The organism is Sunxiuqinia sp., assembly GCF_055140945.1.
Genome location: NZ_JBSQYS010000032.1, coordinates 1 through 26,237, shown reverse-complemented (window position 1 = coordinate 26,237; position 26,237 = coordinate 1). Strand labels below are relative to the sequence as shown.

Sequence of the window (26,237 nt, the reverse complement as noted above, 5' to 3'; positions counted from 1 at the left end):
AATGAAGCTTCCTATTTTTCAAGTTGACGCTTTTGCAGAAGAACTGTTCCAAGGAAATCCGGCAGCCGTAGTTTCACTTGAAAACTGGTTACCCGATCAGTTGATGCAATCCATCGCACTGGAAAATAACTTGTCTGAAACGGCCTTTTTTGTTCCAACGAAAGCCGGGTTCGAAATTCGATGGTTTACCCCCAAGGCCGAAGTTGACCTATGCGGACATGCGACACTCGCCACGGCACATACCATTTTCCACGAAGCCAGTTACCCGTCCAACAAAATCACCTTTGGAAGCCGAAGCGGTGAACTTACAGTGGTGAAAAAAGATGAATTGTTGGAATTAAATTTCCCCGCTGATCATATCAATGAAATAGCTGAACCAACCGATTTAACCAATGCTATTGGATTGAAACCCCAAAAGTGTTTTCTAGGCAAAACAGATTATTTATTTATCTGCGAAAAGCAAGAAGACATCGAACAAGTGAATCCCGACTTTGGAGTTTTATCGAAAACCGGAGCTCGCGGAATTATCATCACTGCTCCCGGGAAAGAAGTTGATTTTGTTAGCCGTTTCTTTGCTCCAGGGGTTGGCATCAATGAAGACCCGGTAACCGGATCAGCCCACACAACACTGACTCCATACTGGGCTGACAGATTAAATAAAAAGGAATTGTCGGCAAAGCAAATTTCCGAACGCGGAGGAAAACTACAGTGCATCTTAAAAGGCAATCGCGTTTTAATCGCCGGTAAAGCCAAAACTTACCTCCGGGGCGAAATCTTCGTTTAAGCAGCGATTCTAAAAACTTCGTCTTCTTTCATCCTAACATACAAAGGAAAACTTTCCTATTCTGTTCTTGTTTCACTAGTTATGAGATCAAATTTGAAATGGCTTATTGTGCTATTTACATGGAGCACAATAAGTTGTTATTCAAAAAATCGAAAAACTATGGAAAAGCATCAATATACCAACCAACTAATTCACGAAACTTCGCCCTATCTGCTACAACATGCTCACAATCCGGTAAACTGGATGCCGTGGGGAGATGAAGCACTTGAAAAGGCAAAAAAAGAAAACAAACTGCTGCTCATCAGTATTGGTTATGCCGCCTGCCATTGGTGCCATGTCATGGAGCACGAATCCTTTGAAGACCGTGCTATTGCTCAGGTAATGAACGATTACTTCGTTTGCATTAAAGTTGACCGGGAGGAACGGCCTGACATTGACCAGATTTATATGACAGCCGTGCAGCTAATGACTCAACGTGGCGGCTGGCCGCTCAATGTCATTGCTCTGCCTGATGGACGACCATTCTGGGGCGGTACTTATTTCATGAAAGATGTCTGGATGAATACACTGCTGCAAGTGCACAACTTCTATCAGGAAAATCCTGAAAAAACAGTTGAATACGCCGAACGATTAAAACAAGGAATAAGCGATAGCAATCTAATTCCGGTTAGCAAAAAAGGTCAGGAAATTACTATTGAGCACTTAAAACAAGCTGTTCAACACTGGCAGTCAAATTTTGATTATCAGGAAGGAGGCAATGCAGGAGCTCCTAAATTTATGATGCCCAATAATCTCAGTTTTCTATTGCGATGGGCGCATCAAACCAATGATGTTGACATATTGGAATATGTTGAAACAACCTTAAGTAAAATGGCAATGGGTGGAATCTACGACCAAGTTGGAGGAGGGTTTGCCCGCTATTCAACTGATGCGAATTGGAAAGTCCCTCATTTTGAAAAAATGCTCTACGACAATGGCCAACTACTTAGCGTTTATGCTCAGGCATTCAAAAAAACGAAAAATCCATTATATGCTGAAGTAATCAATCAAACCATTGACTTTCTAAAACGGGAAATGCGTTCACCTGAACATGGATTTTACTCTTCATTGGATGCCGATAGCGAAGGTGAAGAAGGTAAGTTTTATGTATGGACAAAGCAGGAGCTGCAGCAACTGTTGAAGGACGAATTCGAGCTGTTTAGCAAGTACTACAATATCAACGCAACGGGTTATTGGGAAGATGGCAATTACATTTTGTTACGTCGTCAAACCGATAAGGCTTTTGCCGAAGAACATGAGTTAATTTTAAGCGACTTAAAAGATAAAGTAAAAAATTGGCAAACAACCTTGTTAAAAGAACGTGAATCACGCATCAGACCGGGGCTGGATGATAAAATTCTAAGCTCCTGGAATGCGTTGGCAATATCTGGCTTGGTTGATTCCTATCAGGCATTGGGCAATACCGGGTTTTTGGAGCTGGCTGAAAAAAATATGCGATTTATAAAAGAGAAACAAATGGGTAGTGATGGTTCTCTAAAGCATTCTTATAAAAATGACATCAGTAAAATAGATGGTTTTCTGGAGGATTACGCGTTGATGATTCAAGCCTTGCTTGATCTGTTTGAAACGACCGGAAACATCCCCTATTTGGAAGATGCCAAGCTACTGACAAATAAAACCTTTGAGCAGTTTTACGATTCCGGAAAATCGATTTTCTACTTTACACCAAAATCTCAAACAGATGTCATTAACCGAAGTATAGAAGTACACGACAATGTTATTCCGGCTTCAAATTCGGTCATGGCCAACAACCTGATTCGTTTGGGGCACTTAACTGCCAATCAGGATTATTTGAAAATAGCCGAACGTATGGTTTCAAAAATGGTGGATGATTTCAAAAACTACCCGGGAGGTTATTCCAACTGGCTTCATGTAGCACTCGATTTTACCGACAAGCATTTTGAGGTCGTCCTAGCCGGGGAGGATGCGATTAAAAAACTGAAAAAGCTACAAGAAGATTATCTTCCAAATTGCCTCTTTTGCGCCGGCTCGACAGATAAGCAGCTTCCGTTATTAAAAAACCGGATTGTAAACGGGAAAACACTCATTTACATTTGCCAGAATAACACTTGCCGGCTTCCGGTTGAAAGCACAAAGGAGGCTTTACAAATAATCGCTACCGACGAATAAACCACTATTCTTCGGCAAATGACAAAAGCTTTTTCAAATCCTTGCGGCAGGCTGCTGCCAGTTCAGGAATTTCAATCGCCTGTTGCAATTTTTTCACGTTATCAATTTCGTGGGTAAAAAGGGCAAAGATCTCACTCAAACTCATATTATTTGGTGCCGACTGTTCAATAATCATTTCATCACCGACAGCAACCAGACCATTTTCCAGAACACGAACATAAACGCCCGGATACGGAGATTCAAAAAATTCACGAACAGCCTTCTGGCTTTCCATCCGAATACCCAGTTTAAAACATGGTTGACGCGGCTGGGTTACTTGCACCAACGCACCTCCAAGTCGGTAAATATCTCCAATATGTATTTTCGACTCGTCAATTCCTTCAATCGTCAAATTTTCGCCAAACATCCCCCATTGCCAGTCCAGAGTCGGATAACGCTCTTGCCAAAACGGATAGTTATTTGATCCATAAATGTAGCAGGCCTTATCCACTCCACCATGGTAGCGGCGATCAATCACATGGTCATCTTTGACATCTTCTTGCTCCAATAATAGAGGTGAGTTCGTCGGATACTTATAAATTCCTGTTCTTACGTTTTTGCCGCGCCACTCGATTTCTACAGGCTGGCCAATGTTGGTTGATCGTACTTTCATCGTATGTTTAATTGCAATATTTAGTGCGGCTCATCCGCTAATCATCTTCGAGAATCTTTTTCACCCGACCGACTTCTCCGGTCTCAAGCCTTACCTTTATTCCATGTGGATGATTCGGTGATTTTGTTAGAATCTGCGCCACGTATCCATCGGTCAGCTCGCCTGTTCGTTGATGATGCTTTTGCACGATTTCAACATGACTTTCAATCTGTATATTGCTCCGTTTTGTACCTTCCATCTTTTTATTTTCGAAGAAACAATTATTTCGTGATATTAAAAAATTACTATTAATTAGAGGCACAGAATATTGCAGATATAAAAAAGTTGATATTCTTTTTCTATTTTCACAAAAACAAATATCAGAGTTTTTTGTCTTTATCTGAACAACTAGAAGTATCTACAAAATTCGGGAGTTATGACGACTAAAAGGGACTGGGAATTTTCTTCTTTTAAAAAGAATGGCGGTCAGAGCACAAAAGAAAATGATCCTATTCATCTGGAAAATTGTCCGCGCGGAGGAAATCGCTGTATCGATCAGCGATCAGAAATCAATAAGAATATTAAAAGCTCGCACGAACTCTTTCAAGATCGTCAGTATAATCATTCCATTGATGAACTAAAAGCTGCCTTTCACAAAACACTCGATCTACAAGATAGTCCATGCAATCAATGCGCAAGCTTATTTCGGCATCGGATTTTAGAATCTATGGAGCAAGTAAATCAGGAATTGCGAAGAATGACAACAGGTCTGTTCGGTTCCAGACGTTACAAAATCAGTTACCAATATGCTGTTTCAGTGATGGAAGAACTCAGACAGCTTAACAAATAAATTTGCAGTCAAAACGAAATTTGTCTATTACATTCATCCACAGCTTTTAACAATCATAAGCTCACCAAACTTCCACTCCTGTAATTAATGTAAATTGACCTAAGCGACTGCATTCGACACGACATTTTTACTACACGCAGAAAGAATGTTAAAAATCATTAAACCAAAGTTAACCATCCCTTACTACTTCTATAAACATCTTATATAACATACCGCTTTATATTTCCCAAATATTTAATTAGTTTTAAGCGTATATTAAAAATAACAAAAGGGATTTCTATATTTTTTCGATTCGTGAAAAGGATCAGCAGTGTGTGCTAGTGATAATTTTAGTATAGAAATAATGAAAGAAACGAAGGGATGGATTTTTTCACGGCTAAGTGGAAAACGTGAAAGAACATTAAAAAGTGAACCGATACAATTTGTTAGTTGTCAATATAACGGACGTAAGTGCGCCAAAAAACGATCTGCAATCAATCAATGCCTGCTAAATTCTCAAGATTTTTTTGCTGACCGACAATATGATGACTCCATTGATGAGTTGAAATCAGCATTTAACGAAACGATTGATATCCAAGGTTCTCCATGTACCAATTGTGCCAGTTTGTTCCGATCGCGTATTACGCAATCCATGGAGCAAATTCATGGAGAACTTCACCGCATGACTACCGGATTCTTCCGTTTAGATGACTACAAACCGAGTTATGAACTGGCTGATTCAACCATTAACGAATTTAAGAGTATCGATTAAAAAAGATAATTTACAATATACTTCAAACAGGTTTCTATTTTATCAGATTTAGAAGACCTGTTTTTTTTGTGCCTATACCGATCATGTTTCTTCCTACTCAAAAATTAGCTTTATTTGTAATTCAAATTAATTGACCCAATTCGTATAGTAGTTACTTGATGGTAAACAAATTCATAGAGAATGATGCATTTCTAATTCTGGCTTTAAAAGAAGGTCAGGAAAAAGCTTACGATTTTATCTTCAGAAAGTATTACAAAGCCCTGTGTGCTCAGGCAAACATTTACCTTAATGATCTTGACCTTGCGCAAAGTCTGGTACAGGATTGCTTTATAAAATTTTGGGAAAAACGAAATCAAGTTGATACTATTGAGAATTTATCTTCATATCTATCATTTATGGTTCGCAATAAATGCATCGACCATATACGTAAAGAGCCACATCATCATGAATTAAATACGATTATAGCCAACAAGTCTATCGATCATCAAGCTGATGCACAACTACTATCTCATGAGTTTGAAGAGAAACTGGTGCAGACACTTACCCAACTACCCGACCGATGCAGAATTGCCTTTGAATACAGCAGGTTTGAAAACCTCACCTATCCGGAGATAGCAAAAAAAATGGGCATCTCGGTAAAAGCAGTGGAAGGACTAATGAGTCGATCATTAAAAATACTTCGTTCGAAACTAAAAGACTACCTGCCGATTGTCATTTTAATTTATCGGATAACTCACTAAAAAAATAAAAAAACAAGAATTAATCTAGGGTACTCCACCTATTTCAACGTCCTTAAGAAAAACAAAGGAATAGCCGTGGAGAAATCGCAGATCGAATCATTAATAATTAAAGACTTTTCTGGTCATTCAACCCCAGAAGAGAAACAAACGATAACCAACTGGGTCAATCAATCATCAGCCAATAAACAATCATTTGAGGCTTACCGGAAACTTTGGAAAGACTCCAGACTGCTGACTTTAAACGATACGATTGATACCGAGTTTGCCTTAAAAGAATCCAAAAAACAAATCCCTGGATTCAACCGAAAAACACGTTGGTTAACCTATTGGAAACAAGCTGCCGCAGTTTTAGTAGTATCTATACTAATTTCGTCGGCCTTCAACTTTCTTCTAAAGCCAACAATTAATTCCGACTACGTAATTTATCAGGAAGTCAAAGCCGCGTTCGGCACACAAACACAACTTCAATTAGCCGACGGAACTACTGTTTGGCTGAATGCCGGTAGTCGGTTAAGTTTCCCAACTTCTTTCGAAAATCAACAGCAACGCAAAGTTCAACTGGTAGGCGAAGGCTTTTTTGAAGTTACAAAAGATCGTAAGCACCCTTTTATCGTATCGACTTCAAAATTGGATATCAAAGTACTTGGAACCTCCTTCAATGTAAATGCCTATGAAAATGAAGATGAAATAACGGTTGCTTTGAAAGAAGGAAAAGTTAGTATTTTAAAAACAACGAATAACGATTCGAAACAGTTACTCGACCTAAACCCATTGGAAGTTGCGAGCTATAATTTGAGTTCCAACCAAATTCTTCACACAAAGGACGCAGACCTCAAACGCTACACAGCATGGAAAGAAGGGCTGATTGTATTCTTCGACGATCCGGTTGAAAAAGTAGTTTCCAGACTGGAAAACTGGTACAATGTAAAAATAGAAGTAAAAGACAAAGAGCTACTGAAAGAGCATATCACGGGTACATTCAATGATAATTCATTGGAGCAAGTACTTCAATTCCTAAGCATTATGTCGCCAATCGAATACCAATTCGTTGAAGACAACACCGGTGAAAACAAACAAAAAATTATCTTATCAAGAAAATAAACTCAATTACATTAACAAAAATGAAATTGCCTATGTAAACAAATCAATCTCAAAAAAAAACAGGAAAGTGTTGACGCACTCCCCTGTTCAATTCTTCAACCTGAACCGAAAATTCAGGTCATATAAAATTGTACTAACTAATACGTTACAAATCTATGGAAAAAAATGTAAATGTGCTGGACATCTTACAAAAGATTGCCCGGCTAAGAGTTTTTATTATTATGAAACTAACCGTATTTTTCATATGCTTCTCTGTATTGAGCAGCATAGCTTCAGGAACCTATTCTCAGAGTTCAAAAATCTCGCTGAACCTGAATAATACTTCTATCAAGTATGCGCTGAAAGAAATTGAAAACACAACAAACTACTATTTTCTTTACAACAATGATTTAATTGATGTAGAAAAAACGGTGAGTGTTCAGATTGACAGCAAAAACATCGAAGACGTTCTCGATCAATTATTTAAAGATGAGAACGTCAAATACGTTGTGATGGAGCGGCAGATTATTATTACACCGAAGAACTCTAGCAATCAAACAGTTATTAGCCAAAGAGAAATTACAGGACAGGTAACTGACTCTAGTGGAGATCCATTGCCCGGAGTAACAGTAGTCCTCAAAGGGACTACTAACGGAACGATTACTGACTTTGATGGAAATTATACGATTCAAGCAACTGCTGATGATGTACTCGTGTTTTCATTTGTAGGAATGGCCAGCAGAGAAGTTTTAATTGGAGACAAGCGAACAATATCAATAACACTACAAGATGAAGCCATTGGTGTTGATGAAGTTGTGGTTGTTGGATACGGTGTGCAGAAACGATCAGACATTACTGGTTCGGTGACATCAGTACCCTCTGATCGTTTAGGAAAAGTGCCTGTTACCAACCTCATGCACGCCATCGAGGGATCGACAGCAGGGTTAAATATAACACAAACCTCATCGGTGCCGGGAAGCTCTGGTGACATGCAAATTCGAGGAGTAAACTCCATTAATGCAAATACAAGTCCATTCATTGTATTGGATGGCATCCCATTCTTTGGCGTAACAAATGATATTAATCCGAATGACATAGAATCAATTGAGATTCTAAAAGATGCTTCAGCCGTAGCTATTTATGGTACCCGCGGCACGAATGGTGTCATATTAATTACCACAAAGCGTGGTAACCCCCAAGACGGAAAACCTAAGATTACTTACAATGGCCACGTAGGTATCGAATCGATTGCGCATAAACTACAGCCAATGGGCCCTGAGCAATACATACAGAAATACACCGACTACCATGTTGTTAACGGCTTGACACAACAGAATGTTTTACCGAACCAATCAGAGATTGAGAATTATAACCTGTGGCAAGATGGCCAATTTAAGCCCGTGGATTGGTTAGATGAAGCAACACAAACCGGTATTATTCAGGATCACAGTATCAGCATTTCCGGAGGAACAGACAAAATGCAGTATTTTGTTTCCGGAGGTTATTTGGATGAGAAAGGTGTCGTCAAAGGTTACCAGTTCAAAAGAGCCAGTTTCCGCTCAAACATCGATGCGAAAATCAATGACTATCTGAAAATCGGAACTTCTACATTCTTCACGAATAATAATTACGATGGTGGTCGTGTTAACTTCCTTGAAGCAACAGCAATGAGCCCGTTTTCAAAACCTCGCGATGAAAATGGCAATTACATTACTTATCCGATGTCTCCGGAGCTGTTATGGGAAAACCCATTGTTAGGTTTAACCGAAGATCGTTTGGACAGGAACATGAACCTGACCGGAAACGGATATATTGAAGTAACTCCCGGAATTCCAGGATTGAAGTATCGGATGAACGCGTCTTACATTTTCAATATAAACAGAAAAGCAGGTTATTCCGGTCGCGCTTCAAACGACCAAAGCGGTACTGCTACTGTTGACAATAGCCAGACTGATAACTGGGTTATTGAGAATATTCTATCATATACAAAAGATTTCGACAAACACCATATTGATTTCACCGGCCTGTACAGTGCGCAGGAAGTGAAATACTTTAGAAGCTGGGGAACTTCACGTTCATTCATCAACGATGCCCTTACGTATTACAAGATGAGTGCAGGAGTATCTCAGTCAATTGATTCAGAAGGAAACAAATACTCACTATTGTCTCAAATGGGACGGTTGAACTATTCATACGATAGCCGATATCTTTTCACCTTCACTGCACGTCGCGACGGTTATTCTGCTTTTGGAGCCAATACCAGCAAATATGGTATGTTTCCGTCAGTAGCCTTGGGATGGAATATTGCCAATGAAAGCTTTATGCAAGACAATCCTGTTGTTCAACAATTGAAACTGCGTTTGTCATACGGAACAACCGGTAACATGGCAATTGATGTTAATCAAACTCAATCGACAGCAGAAACCGTTCAGTATCCTTTTGAAGGAACAGCTTATACGGGTATTCTCAACAACAAATTGGGTAATGCTAATCTAAACTGGGAAACAACAACATCGACCAATATTGGTGTTGACTTCAGTTTGTTCGACTTTAGAGTAAGTGGTTCGGTTGAAGCCTACAAAACGAAAACCGACGACATTCTTTTAAAACGTAATCTACCTGGAATTACAGGTTATTCAAATATTTGGGCGAACTTAGGTAAAATGCAGAATATTGGTTTGGATATTACCCTGAAGACAGTCAACATTAAAACCAATGAATTTGAGTGGACAACAGACTTTAATTTCTCAACCTATAGAAATGAAATCTTAGAACTGTATGGTGACGGAAAAGATGATGTTGGGAACCGATGGTTTATTGGTAAGCCGTTGAATAGTTTCTACGACTATGAGAAACTGGGAATTTGGCAACAAGATGAAGATCCATCAGGCAGTGACCCTATTGCGATTCCCGGCGACCTGAAATTTAAAGACCAATTATCGATTGATACAGATGGCGACGGCGTAGCTGATAAAGCTGATGGTCAGATTACCGGCCAAGAAGATAGAGTTGTCTTAGGTCGCACTGATCCTTCCTGGACCGGCGGTTTTACCAATACGATCAACTATAAGAACTTCTCTCTTCGTGCATTTTTTCAGATCTCTCATGGCGGTTTAAAGAGAAATAATAACTTACAGTATGCCGACTTGGCTTTCAGACGAAATGTACCATCCGGCTTTGAGTATTGGACAGAAGAAAATCAAAGTAACTACTGGCCTTCTTTGGCTGCCTACAAAAACTACCGTGGATACGGCTTCCCTGAAGATTGGAGCTACGTTCGCTTAAAAGATGTAACGCTAAGCTACAAAGTACCACAATCAGTACTTAACAAGTATCAGATCAACAGCTTGACTTTATTCGTAACAGGTAGAAACCTGCACACATGGACCAACTGGTTTGGCTGGGACCCGGAAATGAGCTATATCGAGCGTGGTGCTGACAATTGGACGAATAACTATCCTCCGATTCGAACAATTTCATTTGGTGTTAACCTGACGCTTTAATTTTCACACGAGTAAATTGAAAACTATTATGAAAAAACAAATTAAATTACTGATAAGTGCATGTGTATTTATATCATTAATCACCGCATGTTCCGATTCATTTTTAGATGAAAAGGTGCTGGATGCTTACGCTCCGGCCACTCTCGACAATAAATTGGGCTTCGAGGCTGCTTCAATCGGATTATACAACCATTTTAGTACCTGGAAAACGACAACTGATGATCAAACTATTTTAGGAATGTTCCAGTTAGGAACTGATATCGTTTGGAATCCAATGGGGCGCTCAAACGGCAATGCACGCCCATATCATAATTACCCGACCTTGACAGCAACCGATCCTGCAGCAGGTAAATACTGGCGGTATTTGTATAAACTGATTAATAATGCCAATGTAATGATCAGCAATGCAGACAACTCGACTGCAACAGATATGACCCAAGATGACTTGGCTGCTTACAGCGCTGAAGCAAAATTCTTCAGAGCGTGGGCCTATAACCAGTTGGTTACTTTTTGGGGCGATGTTCCTCTTATAAAAGATCCGCTTTCAGGTCCTCAAACAGATTTTACGCGTACTCCAAAATCCGATGTCAATACTTTGATTGAAAGCGACCTCACTTTTGCCATTGCTAACCTCTCTGATGTTGATGCAGCAAAAGAAGCTCGTGCCAACCAGTCGATGGCGCGTCAACTGTTGGCTACAGTTTATCTCCGTATTAATGAACCCGACAAAGCGGAAGTGCAATGCACAGCGATCATCGAGAGCGGAAAATTTAGTCTTGTTACTGAACGTTATGGTGACATGAATTTTGCAGGAGACGCCTTTTCTGATATGTTTCGGGAGGGCAAACAGCGCCGATCGCAAGGCAATACCGAAGTAATATGGGGGCTTCAGGTAGAAAACCCTGCCGATGTCTCAGGTGGAAGTACAGGAGCGTCTCAGCTACGTCGTATTTGGAATGGTGGCTATTACGATGCCCCGGGAATGGTACCTTGTGACTCTTTAGGAGGTCGTGGTATTGCTCGTTTGCGTCTGGACAATTGGGTTATCTATAATCTTTACGACGAGGGTGATATGCGTAATTCAGAATACACCATACATCACAATCTCTACTTCAACAACCCGGATCCTAATTATGATAATATTCGTGGCATGCTAATTCCTTATGGTGAAGAATCAACTTTTACCTTGGTCGATGGTGCTACATTCAATATCACGAAATTGGATACGATTTACCGATTGGCACCCTTTACCTTGAAATGGGGCCAATTTGACCCCCGCGACCCCTTTGGATGGGGAATGTGGAAGGACATCATCATGATGCGCTTAGGTGAAACCTACTTACTAAGAGCTGAAGCTCGCTTGATGCAGGACGACCCCGAAGGAGCGGCTGATGATATCAATAAGTTGCGTGTTCGTGCTCATGCCCCAAGCGTTAGCTCAACCGATATGACACTTGATTTCATTTTAGATGAACGTGTGCGGGAGTTGTTAGCAGAGGAAAACCGTCGTGAAACACTTGTTCGTACCGGAACATTGCTGGAACGCGCAACACGTTTGGGCGGAACCGGATTTTTAGCTGATGGTAATCTGGAAGCAACCACTGGAATAGAAGAACATAATATGCTATTTCCTATTCCTCAAAGCGAAATTGACCTGAACAAAGACGCTGAATTGGAACAAAACCCTGGCTATTAATTGCACCGTGGCAAAAGAACAAATAGATTAACTCTATCAAAGGACAATAAAAGAAGAGGCTATCTGCATACCGGGTAGCCTCTCTTTACCCATTCATCCACACATTTTTCTATTTGACACACAAACAACAAGATCTTTTATTATTTTCGAAAACTGCAACAGGATAATCGCATAAAATACAAACCCAATAACTGACCAAAAGATGAAATCATTCCGGCACACAAAAATTTTCGAACAATCAAAAATATTTTTTTTAGTGAATTGGCTAAAAGAAATCCGTTCCGCATACCAGATAAGTTACTCACTGAAAAGATGCTTGTGGATTTTAGTCGTTTGCTATAGCCTTACCGGATGTTCAGAAAACAAAAAGCACGATTCTCCTCATATCACACAATCATACGTAGTAGCCAAAGAAGGAGCCTGGTGCTGGTTTGCCGATCCTCGTGCCATCCACTATGAAAATGAAGCGGGAACGATTAATAAAACGTTTATCGGCTATATCGATATTCACGGCAACATTAAAGCGACTCAGCACGATTTTGCCACGGGGGAAACACAAGAGGTATTAATCCGGTCCTGGTTTCAACCGGACGATCATGACAATCCAACCTTTTTGGTACTCCCAGATGAACGGGTGATGGTCTTCTACTCACGACATACTGATGAGCCTTGCTTTTACTATCGGGTATCCAATAATCCCGGAGATATCACTGATCTGGGCCCGGAACTAAAAATTGAAACAAAATACAACACCACCTACCCCTCCCCTTTTATCCTGTCCGACGATCCGGAACATTTTTACTTATGCTGGCGGGGTATCAGCTGGCATCCTACCATCGCCAAATTATCGATCCCCGACCAGGAAGGACAGGTTGAACTAGTCGACGGGCCAACCCAAATCGTTCAGTCCACTGCTTCCAGACCTTATGCCAAGTATGTCAGCAACGGAAAAGATAAAATTTACATGGCTTACACCACCGGACATCCTGATCCGACGATGCCAAACTATCTGTACCTGAACTACATCGACATTGATAAAATGGAGCTAAAGGACATCAATGGTAAAGTACTCGCAAAAATTGGTGATGAGATGCACCATGTTGCCGCAACGGAAGCCTATCAGCAAAAATATGGTCAGGCTGTAGTTGATCAGACACAACTTCGGGACTGGCTTTGGCAAGTGGTGCTGGACGAAAATGAACATCCGGGAGTCGCCATGGTGCGAATCAGTGAGGACAAAAGCTCACATGACTATTACTATGCCCGCTGGACTGGTAGTGAATGGCAAAAGACCTTTCTGACCAATGCCGGAGGTCATTTTCATCAGTCGCCAGAGATCGAAAAATGCTACAGCGGAGGAATGGCTATTGACGATCAAAATCCGAACGAAATTTATTGCTCCGTGCCCGTTGATGGTAAGCATGGCGAGGTTTACGAGTTGATCAAATACACCATCGACGAATCGGGTGCCATCAGTCACACCGATACATTAACCAAAGATTCGGAGTTAAATAATGTACGCCCGTTTATTGTTTCCAACAGGGAAGATTCTCCATTGAAATTGACTTGGATGAACGGTAACTACTACGATTGGATTGTAAGCGAGAAGCGCCCATTGGGATTTAACACATCTATTTTTGCAGACTATAACTTGAGCCAAGATATTGCGCTGAACAACGGTTTAGTCTCTGATGATTCGCTAACCAACCAAACAGTTAAACTCCCGGATTCGAAGGAGTTTTCCATTTTCCTGAACATCAAATTGGATACAGCGAATTACTCCGGAGCATTGCTTACAAGCAACAAATTTGAATACGGATTGAATACCGAAACCGCGAAACCATACCTTCGTTATGACGAACAAGTAGCCAACAGTAACAATATACTGGGGAACTCCGATCGCTGGCAAACGGCCAATCGCTCAACAGGCGGTGTTTGGTATGATCCGGTGAAGTACACCTCCATTGGCTTGACATTGGTTTTTGCAAATGGGACATTAACCACTTACATCAATGGACTAATCGATCAGGTGATGGAACTGGATGAGTGGTCCGTGAAGCAACTAAAACCGGGGAAGCTGATCCTGAAAACCAACGATTATAAAGTCTATAACCGCAAGTTGAATTACAACGAAATCAAACAGCTCTCCGAGAAATAATACATCTAAAAATCAAATACTAAAACACATAAACATAAACAAATCATGCTAAAACAACTATCGATCGGAATACTAGCCCTGGCAACCCTGTTTGGCTGTACAGCTCCTGAACCTAAAGAAAAAGCATTGGACCAAGTCATTAATGAGTCGCTCGACTTTGCCACCCAACAAAGTTTACAAATGGCCGAATCACTGAAAGATCAGCCGGATCGTTTGCCACAAACGATCGACGACGAAGGCAAGCTGGTCACTTGTAGCTCCGACTGGTGGGTGAGTGGATTTTTCCCGGGCGTACTTTGGTATTTGTACGAAAACAATCCTTCTGACTCGTTGAAAAGCTGGGCCACCAACTACACGCTGCGTGTAGAAGATCAAAAATATACGACTGACAACCATGATGTTGGATTCATGATCTTCTGTAGCTTTGGTAATGCCTATCGACTAACCGGAAATTCTGCTTACAAAGAAGTCATCCACACCGCCTCAAATTCATTGATTACCCGCTTCAATCCCACCGTCGGCTGTATTCGTTCGTGGGATCCTGCTCCCTGGAGTAAGCACTGGCAGTTTCCGGTCATCATCGATAACATGATGAACCTTGAAATGCTGGAATGGTCAGCGAAAACCTTTGACGACACCACTTACAGTCATATAGCCGAAACGCATGCGAATACCACCATGGAAAATCATTTTCGTGATGATTACAGCAGCTACCACGTGGTATCCTATGACACGATAACCGGAGAAGTGGAAAGAAAAAATACCGCGCAGGGCTATTCCGATGACTCTGCCTGGGCACGCGGACAGGGATGGGGTTTGTACGGTTACACCATGATGTATCGCGAGACCGGAAATGAAGCCTATCTGAAACAAGCCGAGGGAATCGCTGATTTTATCTTAGCTCATCCGAACCTCCCAGCTGACAAAATTCCTTATTGGGACTTTAATGCACCGAATATCCCTGATGCCAAACGCGATGCATCAGCCGGAGCAATTATCTGCTCGGCATTGATCGAGTTGAGTGAGTACGTAGCAACTGAAAAAGCGAATCAATACCTGGAAGTTGCAAAAACGCAGCTTCAAAGTTTAAGCTCTTCGACTTACCGGGCCGAATTGGGTGAAAACGGCAACTTCATACTAAAACACAGCGTGGGACATATGCCCGCCAGCTCGGAGGTGGATGTTCCGCTAACTTATGCCGACTACTACTATGTTGAAGCGTTAATGAGAATGAAAAAAAAGTTGGCAGCAAATTAGTAAGCCTGATCAATCGGGTATTTGATAGATTTCAATATGAAACGACTAGTAAAAATGTATGGCGGGATACTTGTTGTAACACTGCTTACATCATGCGCACCAAAGGCTGATCCTCTAATAACACCAAAAACACAACTTTCAACGATTGGAAATGGGTGGGCCGAAAATAGCATCAATGCCACTGTATTTCGGAAAAACTCAGTTGTCTCCTCCGACAACTACCAGTTTGTGGCTTATTACGATAGCTCTGCTCATGTTGTTTTGGCTCGTCGTAAACATGGCAGTAACAATTGGACAATTAAGCAAACACGCTATACCGGTAATATTCGCGATGCCCACAACGTCATCAGCATTATGGTCGATGGTGATGGCTACCTGCACATGAGCTGGGATCACCACAACAACCCACTGCATTATTGCCGAAGTTTGCAAGCAGAAGGGTTAGAACTGGGAGAAATGATGCCAATGGTTGGAGAGGACGAACAGGTTGTCTCCTATCCCGAGTTTTATGCCATGGCCGATGGTGGTCTGCTTTTCGCCTACCGCGATGGTGGTTCGGGAAACGGAAACCTGGTATTGAACCGCTACGATCTAAACACTCAAACCTGGTCGCGCCTTCAAACCAACTTAATCGACGGTGAAGGACAGCGCAACGCCTACTGGCAAATGCATGTCGACCAACATGGAACCATTCATGCTTCCTGGGTGTGGCGCGAAACACCTGATGTGCACTCCAATCACGACATGTGTTACGCCTGCTCGAAAGATGGCGGACAAAGTTGGGAAAAATCAACCGGTGAACCCTACAATCTTCCGATTCGAAAAGCCACCGCAGAAGTCGTCAAAAAAATACCGCAAGGAAGCAACCTGATCAACCAAACGTCGATGACTGCGGATGAAGATGGCAATCCCTACATCGCAACTTATTATAAGGAAGCCGGTGATTCATGCACCCAGTTCCATGTCATTTACTTAAATGAAGGACAATGGAAATCGTCAACCGCAACATCACGAACCCTGGATTTTGAGTTAGGAGGAGTTGGTTCGCGGAGTATTCCCATTAGCCGCCCCCAGCTCGTGATTCTGCAAAACGGAAACTCAAAGCAGCTGGCACTGGTATACCGGGATGAAGAGGTTAAAAACAATATTGTGCTGGCGACTTCACCCTTAAGCAATAAATTGGATTGGACTTCTCAGCTTATCAGTCCTCACCCTGTTGACCGCTGGGAACCTTCTTACGACAGCGAGTTGCTAAAAAAACAAAACAAGCTTCATCTATATTTTCAGCGCGTGGCACAAGGGCAGGCAGAAACAACCATTTCGTTGTCTCCTCAACCCGTCGGGATACTGGAACTCGGATTATAAAACTAAAAAAGGATGGCCTTCACCAAAGAGGTCATCTTTCTTTTTGACAACAAATTCGGTCAACAATAAGGAAAAGCATTCGTTGTAAGAGAATGAAATTTTCTATTCTTTTGCACACCCCATAACAATGCCGGGATGAATCAACAAAAAAACGACTGGATCCAACAACGCTTACTTCTGATTGCCGGGATTATCTTCCTGGCTTTTAACCTGCGCCCTGCGATTACCTCAGTTGGACCGTTGATTGCCACCATTCAGGAAAGCCTGGGAATTAACAACCTGAAAGCAGGATTCATTACAACCATCCCGTTAATCGCCTTCGCCGTGTTTTCTCCGTTTGTCGCCAGAATTAGTCAACGCTGGGGAAACGAGCGAACCTTATTCTTTTCATTGCTCGCTTTGCTCATCGGAATTTTGGTTCGCTATTCTCAGAACCTTTGGGTTTTCTATTTCGGAACGCTCATCATTGGTTCCGGAATTGCTTTTATGAATGTCTTACTCCCAAGCATTATAAAAGCTGATTTTCCGAAACGTATCGGGTTAATGACCAGCGTATACACCACTGCGATGTGCAGCATGGCCGGCTTGGCTTCTGGAGTTAGCGTACCCTTGGCCAACGGAGCCGGTTTGGGATGGGAAAAAGCACTCGTGATATGGGGACTCTTAGCACTGATCGGTCTTTTGCTCTGGATTCCACAGCTAAAACATCATCGCCAGCCCGCAACTGTTAAGCCTGAAACTCCTCCTGTAAGTTCGATCTGGAAATCAAGTACAGCTTGGGCAGTCAGTATCTTTTTTGGCTTTCAGTCATTCATTTTCTACTGTGTCGTGGCTTGGCTTCCCGCCATCCTGCTCAATAAAGGGATGAATGAACAAACGGCAGGATGGATGCTGCTATTCGTACAGATCATCGGGCTGCCAGCAACTTTCCTCTCGCCAATCATCGCCTTAAAATTAAAACGAATGTGGATGTCCGTCGCTGTCATCGGACTGATTAATCTATTGGGATTTGCCGGATTGATCGTCTTTCATCAAACAAGCCTGCTTATTAGCTCCATTGCATTGATTGGTTTGTCAACCGGAGGAAGTATCAGCCTGGCCTACCTGATTATCAGCTTAAAATCAGAAGACCCAAAGCAAGCCACGCAATTATCAGGAATGGCACAAGCCGCAGGATATTCTCTCGCAGCCATAGGACCAGTATTCCTGGGATTTACCTACGACCATACAGGTCTGTGGCTTTATCCGATCCTGATTATCCATTTGGCAAACCTTCTCATGCTGAGCTTTGGTATCCGCTCAGTCCTGCCAAAAGCCAGAATTTAGCCGGCAACAAACCATGCGATAACTGACATCCGATTCCGCATTTCAATACACATTCAAGCTGACTTCCGCTTGCCATAACCTCTCCCGGCCCTTCGTTCTCTACTTCATAAAAGTATCCCGAACAGCTGTTTCTTCTCCGGCTTTAACCATTACATCCAGCCGCTCTGTATAGGGCTCAATTAGCGATGCTCATAAACCAACTAAAAACAGTGTCATTCTTGTTGTCATTTCAAATCGTTATTCAGAGCTATTATAAATGACAAAACCAGAGTCAAAATCAACATACATCAATCCCCACGAATAGTGATTTCCGAATCATTAACTGCCGCTTCATACTAAAAAAATAAATCCCAGCCCATGACATCTTCTAATCAGTATTCAATTCTAAAAAAATAAAACCCAAAAAACACCGTTCATGAGCTAGAAAGGCTTGTTTATGTAGAAAAACAAGCAACTCATCAAACTTTACACTCTCCTAACATTAACTTAATCTGATTGAGTATTTTTGTTCACTGGTTCTTGCAGCTGTATCAATCTCACTAGATGATAAAAAAAACGAACTCTGCAATTGAGCCTTAAGGAAGCACAGTTTTGAAAAGTTAACATCTGCGGATATGAAAAGTAAAACAGACAAATCAGTTGAAAAAAAAACAGAAACCCACAAAAAGGCAAACAGATATCTATTTTTCACCACGAAAGAGCAACCTTTATCGTTTAAAAACATCATACACTGTAATAAAAACAACAACTTTGCGTAGCTTAATCTCACTCGAACAATAAATAAGTCAATTTTACACGATTAACACATATAGAAAAAGGGACATAATGCATCTAAAACAAACTTGTAAAGCAACCATTGCGCTCACGCTACTACTCATTCACCTATTATCAACCGCACAAGTTCGCCCAAATATTCAGGTTGATAAATTAAGCGATAAACAAGTAGAGCAAATTGTAGAAGAAATAAACAGCCGTGGCTTAACCATGGAGCAAGCGATACAGTTAGCTAAAGCACGCGGAGCCTCCTCGCTTCAAATCAACCAATTACAGTCTCGGATTCAACAACTACAAATGGGTGGCAGCGAACTAACAGCACCATCAATCAATCAGGCGGGCGATAAAACAACATCCAGCGCCGATAGCATTTCAACGAAAGCGAACATCCAGGCGACAGATAAAAACAAAAAGATCTATGGTTTTAACTTGTTCAACGCGAACAACCTGACCTTTGAACCTTCAATAAACATACCGGCACCCGACAATTATGTGGTTGGCAGTGGCGATCAGCTAACGATCAACATCTGGGGAGCAAGTCAGCAAACCTACCAACTTCAGGTTGATGGCAACGGAAACATCCAAATTCCCGACCTCGGCCCGGTGCATGTTGGCGGAATAAACTTCAATCAGGCCGAAAGAAAAATCAGCCAGCGTTTACAAGCCATTTATAGTGGAATGGGCGGTGAAAACCCGAATACCTTTGCCAGCGTAAGTATCAATAACCTGCGCTCGATAAAGGTCAACGTTGTGGGCGAAGTTAATGCTCCCGGAACCTATACGCTTCCTGCTACTGCAAGTGCTTTTAATGCGCTATACCTTTCCGGTGGACCGAACGAGAACGGGTCATTTCGCCAAATTAAAGTGCTTCGTCAAAATAAAGAAGTAGCCACTATCGATGTATACAACTTTCTGATTCAGGGCAAAATCAACAGTAATGTTTCCCTGCGTGATCAGGATATGATTTTAATTCCAACCTACGAAAAGCGGGTTGAAATATCGGGTGCCTTTAAACGGGAAGGCTACTTTGAGCTTACTGAACAGGAGACTTTGGCTGACCTGATTAGCTATGCCGGCGGGTTTACTGACCAGGCCTACCAAGAACGGCTGACCATTACCCGCACAACGGGTCGCGAACTAAAAGTAGTGGATGTAACCCGTGATAATTTCGATCATTTCATCCTTCAGAATGGAGATCTGATTGAAGCCGGAGAAATTATCGATCGTTATGAAAACAGGGTGAGCATCGAAGGGGCTGTTTTCCGTCCGGGCACTTATGCCCTTACCGATGGCATGCAGCTGTCTGACTTAATCAAAAAAGCTGACGGCTTAAAAGAAAATGTATTTAGCAACCGCGGCGTACTTCTGCGTTTGGGAGCCGACCTCACCCCCCAAACCACCGCCTTTGACGTTTCAGAGATCGTCAATGGGGATAATGACATCGCGCTAAAGCGTGAAGACCAGGTGATCATCAAGGATATTTTCAGTATGCGCGAAAGCCGCTTTGTCCGAATCTTTGGGCAAGTGCAAAATCCGGGCGAATACGAATACCTGGAGCAAATGAGCTTAAAAGACCTCATCTTTTTATCAGGAGGCTTTACCGAAGCGGCCAGCTCATCGTTCATCGAGCTGGCACGTCGACACGACCACGAAACCGCGGCAACGGTGACCAACCAGCTGGCATCGCTCTACCAGTTCGATATTAGCCGAAATCTGGAGCTCGATCAGGATGGTGCCGCTTTCGAAATAAAGCCTTACGATTACATCTACGTCCGCAAAGCTCCTTCATACAACCAACAACGAACCGTCACCATTCAGGGCGAAGTTGTTTATCCCGGGCCCTATAGCCTCCGCAGCAAAACAGAACGAATTTCAGATTTGATTAAGCGTTCGGGAGGATTAACACCGCAAGCGTTTAGCAAAGGAGCGATATTACAGCGGCGGCAAATGGAAGAAGAGATTATCAAGCAGTCTATTCATGCGGCTCTGGACGATAGCCTGACTGAAAAAGCACAGGAACAACTCAACGGCTACCGAAAACTGGAACTCCGTTTAGCAGACATTATGGCAAATCCGGGATCGTTGTACGATTATATTTTGCGTGAAGGCGACCAGATCATTGTCCCTGAAGAAGTGCAGGAAGTGAGCATTTCGGGCGAAGTGCTCAATCCGATTGGTCTGGCCTACCAACCCAATAAATCGCTGAAATACTACATCAACCGATCGGGCGGATTTAGCAGCGACGCCAAAAAAGGAAAGGTGTTCGTTATTTATAGCGACGGAACGACCAAAGTCACCAAAGGACTGTTTAATAGAAGTTACCCCAAACCGGAGCCCGGCAGCCAGATTGTTGTTCCCTCAAAACCCGAACGACCAACAGGAGACAACACCTCAAAATGGCTGGCTATTGCCAGTACGTTTTCATCACTTGCCGTAGCCGTAGCTGCCTTATTACGATAAAGATTGATCTAATTCACTCACCGGGTAAAATCAAATTCGGCTAAAAACCGGAAAAATAAAACCCGAAAATGTTCGTTCATGAGTGAAAACACCCCATTCATTAAAAAAAATGAGGCGTTCATCAAATTTTACGTTAAGCTAACATACATTTAAACATATTGAGTAATTTTGCTACTCATTAACGTCTGTTTTCTTACAGGCGTTATCTATTTTCAATCGAAGCCAAACTCAGCAAATTGGGACTGAGGAGGCGGAGCTGTGAAAAGTCAGCACATCACAAAGACAAGAACTTGCGAACGCACGATAGCCGAAAATCAAAAACCAACACTCACAACCCAGCGATCTTAGCCGACCCCACAAGTCCCCTTTAGGGGATATCGGGGTGAAAATAAGAAAGAACGAAGTTACGAACTCACGATAACCAAAAACCAACACTCATCATCCCTCATAAAACACCTACATGCTCGAAGCCTTAATCACCTCAAAAACCAGAATTAAAATACTACTCAAGTTCTTCCTGAACAAGACGAACAAGAGTTACTTGCGAAGCATGGAGCAAGAGTTCGGCGAATCATCCAATGCCATCCGAATCGAGCTAAACCGTTTTGAAAAAGCGGGATTGCTAAAAAGCTATTTTGATGGCAATAAAAAGTACTTTCAGGCAAATACTGAACACCCTTTGTTCAACGATATCAATAGCATCATTTTAAAAATGGTCGGAATTGATACCATCATTGAAAACATTGCACAACGGCTAAAAAATGTTGATGCTGCATACCTGTCCGGTAATTTTGCACAAGGCATCGACTCCAAAATAATCGATATCATACTGGTTGGAAATCAGATCGACAGCAGCTTGATTAACAACTATATCAACAAGGCTGAGAAAATAATAGACCGAAAAATACGTTACATTAGCATTCAGAAAGAGGAAATGAATGATTACCTGAAAAACACCCCAACGCTATTGATATGGACCAATGATCAATCAATTCCAAAGAAATAACAATCCATCAGAAAAAGAAGCCGAATTAGTTGAAGTGAGCACAAAGTCTGATCTAAAAAGTAATCCAATTTCATACTCAATATGTTTCGAATCAATCCGACGAGGATCAAAATAAGAATACTATTAGCCGGTTTAATCCTTTGCTGCTCAGGAATAGCAAAAAGCAATCCACCCGGAGAAATCGGCCAAAACCAATGGATCATTTCTTTCCAACCGGGAATAAATGGAATTGTCACCGAATTTACGCCATCCCTTAGCTTTCTCGAAAACGAATTTAATCATGATCCGGCGTTTTCGTTTGATATCGCGCTTTCTCACACATTGGGAAAACACTGGGAAACAGGAGTCAACCTCACACTTAGCAAGCTAAAAGGCTCCAGCGACCTTCCTGATTTTTCGGCATTTGGAAATCATGCTGCGTTTTTAAGCTTATACCAGGCACCCGTAAACTACGAAACCGAAAGCAAATCGCTCTACGCTTTTATCCGTTATTATTTCAGGGAGTTTACCAGCTTGAGCAGAAACAACATCCGCATTGACCCGTTTGTCGAAATGGGTATTGGAGCAAACCAATTCAAAACCCAATTAAATTATGACGAAGTTCCTACCGGGGAAGCTTCACCCAACATTTTTATGAAAGGACAAGGCTATAACCCACTGCCCGGCAGTTCGGCGCAATACACGGCTGGAACAGGAACATTAATCAATTTTAAACACAACTGGAATCTCATTTTATCCTTCAACATGGATCTGATCAATTCGGATGTGATGGATGCCGTACATAATTACACAAGTAAGGGTGATCGCAACCATGCGAAAACATTAGTTACCCGATTCAAAGTAGGAGTGACAATTCCACTATCGGGTCCGGTACAACAAAGCAACTATTATATGCCGTGGGCACCCGGACATTAAAGAATAAAAAATACACCTCCTGAAAAAACAAACACCACCATGAAATCATTGTCATCTCTCCTATTTTTAGTGCTTATCTGCTTTGCGATTCAATTGAAAGGGCAAGAGATTCCTCAAAATGTTAATGTGAAGAAGCTGAGTAACGAACAGGTCAAGAAAGCCAAGGAAACGCTTGATCAGAGTGGATTGTCGCGCGAAGCCGCTATTGAGGTGGCCCGACAAAAAGGAGCCAGTGAGCAACAAATCCAGGAGATGCTCAACAGGATGGACGGTCTGGACAACCAACAGTCGTCGATGGACGACTCTCAGGCAGTGGAAGAAGAAGGAGTGGAGGAAAACACGGCAGATGAAGAGACAACAACCACCCAAAAGGCTGCGATCAACACTCCCCGGGATACCCGGTTTGGTGCGTTCCTTTTTAGGAGAAGTAATGTTAGTTTTGAGCCCAACCCCAATCTGCCAACTCCCAAAAACTATCGCATTAACATTGGAGATCAAATCCTCATTGTCATTTGGGGAAACTCGCAAGCATCCTATCAACTAAATGTAAATAGAAACGGGCAGGTCATTATTCCCGATATTGGCCCGGTTAATATTGCCGGACTCCCCTTTGCCGATGCAGAACAAAAATTAACCGGTAAGCTATCGACCATTTATGCCGACATGAAAGGCCAAAAGCCCAGCACCTTTGCTCAGGTCGACTTAGGAAAAATGCGCTCCATCAAAGTCAACATCATTGGTGAAGCACAAACCCCCGGTTCATATACGCTACCGGCAACAGCTAGTGTTTTCAATGCCTTGTACCTCTCAGGCGGCCCCAACAATATTGGCTCATTTCGCGAAATCCAACTGTTACGAAACAACCAGCTTTTTAAAACCATTGACATCTACAAGTACCTGCTTGGTGGCGACCTCTCAGAAAATATTATTTTACAGGATGAGGATATTATCTTTATTCCAACCGCTCTCAAGCAAGTTCAGGTGGATGGGGCTTTTAAAAGAACCGGACAGTTTGAACTCGAAGAAAATGAAAAGCTGCCTCAGTTAATCACCTATGCCGGAGGTTATACAGATGAAACCTATACCCACCGCATGAAGCTTTACCGGAAAACACAGGAAGGAATGGAAATCAAAGACTTTACAGAAGATCAGATTTCATCCATTAAACTTGAAAACGGTGACCGGTTAATCGCATCAAAAATTCTGGATTCCTATACCAACCGGGTAACCATCAGCGGTTCGGTCTTACGTCCCGGAGAATATGAGCTGACCAACAACTTCAAACTCTCGGAGTTAATCTCCAGGGCCGACAGCATTACACCCGATGCCTATTTAAAAGGTGGGCATCTTATTCGTTATAATGATGACCTCTCGACCAAGCTGATTACTTTTGAACTCAAAGATATCCTCAACGGCACACAAGACATTTTTCTTCAACCCGAAGATGAGATCCGGATAAAGTCACACTTCCAACTGGAAGAGCAGGAGACCGTGCGCGTTTCAGGCCAGGTCAACAACCCAAGATCTTTCCCCTATATGGATGGGATGACCTTGCGCGATGTCATTTACCTGGCCGATGGATTTAGAGAAGGAGCCGACAGCACCGCCATTGAAGTGTCGCGTCGCTTAGGTACCGAAAAAGAAGCAGAGTATGGTGACACCCTGCGTTACACCTTCTATTTTTCCTTAGACCGTAAGCTGAACATGGATTCACCAACCGGTCGGTTTTTGATCCAACCGTTCGACCGCATCTCTGTGCCAACAGCTCCCGGATACCTGCAACCCGGGGAGGTACACATTCAGGGCGAAGTGATACGGGCCGGCGAATATGCCCTAAACACCCGGGGCATGAGAATTACTGACCTGCTAAATAAAGCGGGAGGACTTACACCCGATGCATTTCCACAAGGAGCTATCTTTAGGCGCAACAGCGAGGTACTGGGCAGCGAGGTTGTTGGCATCGAGCTGCAAGAGATTATCAACAACCCGAATAGCCGAAACGATCTTTTTTTGATGAACGGTGATGTACTCACCATTCCCAAACGCTTACAAACTGTAAAAGTGAGTGGTAATGTCCTGAATCCACTATCGCTGACTTTTGAACCCGGCAAATCAGTGTTGTATTATGTCGATAAAGCAGGTGGTTTTGACGAAGATACCCGCAAGCGGAAAGTTTACGTTAAATACCCCAATGGAACAACAGCCAGCACGCATGGATTTTTGTTTAAAGATTACCCGAAGGTCAACGCAGGAACAGAAATCATTGTTCCCCGAAAACCCGAAAACAATCGCCCGGATCAAACCGGAAAATGGATTTCAATTACCAGCGCCCTCTCCTCTCTGGCCATTGCCATCACAGCGGTGTTGAGATAAACAACAGAAGCCGGATATTCAGATTTAAGATATTAGACCAAGATGCTGGAATCAAGATACAAGATCCAAGATAGTAGAATCAAGATTAATAGACAATCAAATTCTCGGATGACCAGATAGGCAGAACAACCCGCTGAAAGATCCTGAAACAAGTTCAGGATGACGGGTTAATTGCCGGGGAATTCAAGTCCCCAACTTCGCCAACAGGCGAATAACGAGGCCTACGAAGGTTTTGAACTAGAAAACAAGGGAAGGAAACAGCGAAGGCACTCGCTAAGTAAACCCTGTTTGACGACTGAAAGGAGGAGTTTGGTTTTCGGGCAGTGACTGACCCGTAGTTTTCTTTCAAAAGCATGGTCAGCCTTGATTCTTTTGGTT

The 26,237-nt window shown here is 42.3% G+C and carries 19 protein-coding genes; 16 read left to right on the top strand and 3 right to left on the bottom strand.

Going from position 1 to position 26,237, the window contains the following annotated elements; genetic code table 11:
- Position 1 precedes the first annotated feature (1 nt).
- Both ACTB00_RS14390 and ACTB00_RS14385 read left to right on the top strand, forming a co-directional pair.
- Positions 2-784, top strand: coding sequence for a PhzF family phenazine biosynthesis protein (locus tag ACTB00_RS14390; protein WP_463300617.1), 783 nt, complete (start codon positions 2-4; stop codon positions 782-784).
- 159 nt (positions 785-943) lie between these two features.
- Positions 944-2,974 (top strand): thioredoxin domain-containing protein, encoded by a 2,031-nt coding sequence (locus ACTB00_RS14385; protein WP_463300616.1) that lies wholly within the window; start codon positions 944-946, stop codon positions 2,972-2,974.
- 4 nt (positions 2,975-2,978) lie between these two features.
- Here the strand turns inward: ACTB00_RS14385 and ACTB00_RS14380 are convergent, their stop codons facing one another.
- Positions 2,979-3,626 (bottom strand): MOSC domain-containing protein, encoded by a 648-nt coding sequence (locus tag ACTB00_RS14380; RefSeq protein WP_463300615.1) that lies wholly within the window; start codon positions 3,624-3,626, stop codon positions 2,979-2,981.
- Between the two features lie 37 nt (positions 3,627-3,663).
- Positions 3,664-3,864, bottom strand: a complete 201-nt coding sequence (locus tag ACTB00_RS14375; protein ID WP_463300614.1) for a YwbE family protein — start codon at positions 3,862-3,864, stop codon at positions 3,664-3,666.
- Between the two features lie 177 nt (positions 3,865-4,041).
- Between ACTB00_RS14375 and ACTB00_RS14370 the strand changes: the two genes are divergently transcribed.
- The 14 genes from ACTB00_RS14370 (at position 4,042) to ACTB00_RS14305 (ending at position 25,859) form a co-directional block, all read left to right on the top strand.
- On the top strand, positions 4,042-4,455 hold the full coding sequence (locus ACTB00_RS14370; protein ID WP_463300613.1) for a hypothetical protein: 414 nt from the start codon (positions 4,042-4,044) through the stop codon (positions 4,453-4,455).
- A 343-nt stretch (positions 4,456-4,798) separates the two neighbouring features.
- Positions 4,799-5,206, top strand: a complete 408-nt coding sequence (locus ACTB00_RS14365; protein ID WP_463300612.1) for a hypothetical protein — start codon at positions 4,799-4,801, stop codon at positions 5,204-5,206.
- A 158-nt stretch (positions 5,207-5,364) separates the two neighbouring features.
- Positions 5,365-5,946 (top strand): RNA polymerase sigma-70 factor, encoded by a 582-nt coding sequence (locus ACTB00_RS14360; protein WP_463300611.1) that lies wholly within the window; start codon positions 5,365-5,367, stop codon positions 5,944-5,946.
- A 75-nt stretch (positions 5,947-6,021) separates the two neighbouring features.
- On the top strand, positions 6,022-7,047 hold the full coding sequence (locus tag ACTB00_RS14355) for a FecR family protein (RefSeq protein ID WP_463300610.1): 1,026 nt from the start codon (positions 6,022-6,024) through the stop codon (positions 7,045-7,047).
- Between the two features lie 155 nt (positions 7,048-7,202).
- Entirely contained in the window at positions 7,203-10,529 is a 3,327-nt protein-coding gene (locus ACTB00_RS14350; protein ID WP_463300609.1) for a TonB-dependent receptor, read from the top strand.
- A gap of 28 nt (positions 10,530-10,557) precedes the next feature.
- On the top strand, positions 10,558-12,225 hold the full coding sequence (locus tag ACTB00_RS14345; protein WP_463300608.1) for a RagB/SusD family nutrient uptake outer membrane protein: 1,668 nt from the start codon (positions 10,558-10,560) through the stop codon (positions 12,223-12,225).
- A gap of 256 nt (positions 12,226-12,481) precedes the next feature.
- On the top strand, positions 12,482-14,383 hold the full coding sequence (locus ACTB00_RS14340; protein WP_463300607.1) for a BNR repeat-containing protein: 1,902 nt from the start codon (positions 12,482-12,484) through the stop codon (positions 14,381-14,383).
- A gap of 45 nt (positions 14,384-14,428) precedes the next feature.
- Positions 14,429-15,640, top strand: a complete 1,212-nt coding sequence (locus ACTB00_RS14335) for a glycoside hydrolase family 88 protein (protein WP_463300606.1) — start codon at positions 14,429-14,431, stop codon at positions 15,638-15,640.
- A gap of 36 nt (positions 15,641-15,676) precedes the next feature.
- Entirely contained in the window at positions 15,677-17,005 is a 1,329-nt protein-coding gene (locus ACTB00_RS14330; RefSeq protein WP_463300605.1) for a BNR repeat-containing protein, read from the top strand.
- 135 nt (positions 17,006-17,140) lie between these two features.
- Positions 17,141-18,331 (top strand): CynX/NimT family MFS transporter, encoded by a 1,191-nt coding sequence (locus ACTB00_RS14325; protein WP_463300604.1) that lies wholly within the window; start codon positions 17,141-17,143, stop codon positions 18,329-18,331.
- A gap of 825 nt (positions 18,332-19,156) precedes the next feature.
- On the top strand, positions 19,157-21,565 hold the full coding sequence (locus ACTB00_RS14320; protein WP_463300603.1) for an SLBB domain-containing protein: 2,409 nt from the start codon (positions 19,157-19,159) through the stop codon (positions 21,563-21,565).
- Between the two features lie 460 nt (positions 21,566-22,025).
- The gene (locus ACTB00_RS14315; RefSeq protein WP_463300602.1) at positions 22,026-22,571 is read left to right on the top strand and encodes a hypothetical protein; all 546 of its coding nucleotides are present in this window, start codon (positions 22,026-22,028) and stop codon (positions 22,569-22,571) included.
- An 81-nt stretch (positions 22,572-22,652) separates the two neighbouring features.
- Complete coding sequence (locus tag ACTB00_RS14310; RefSeq protein WP_463300601.1) at positions 22,653-23,486, top strand: hypothetical protein; 834 nt, start codon at positions 22,653-22,655, stop codon at positions 23,484-23,486.
- A gap of 39 nt (positions 23,487-23,525) precedes the next feature.
- A complete protein-coding gene (locus ACTB00_RS14305) occupies positions 23,526-25,859 on the top strand; it encodes an SLBB domain-containing protein (protein WP_463300600.1) in 2,334 nt (777 codons plus the stop codon).
- A 154-nt stretch (positions 25,860-26,013) separates the two neighbouring features.
- Here the strand turns inward: ACTB00_RS14305 and ACTB00_RS14300 are convergent.
- Positions 26,014-26,237: hypothetical protein (locus ACTB00_RS14300; protein WP_463300599.1), on the bottom strand; the 224-nt coding region annotated here is incomplete at its 5' end.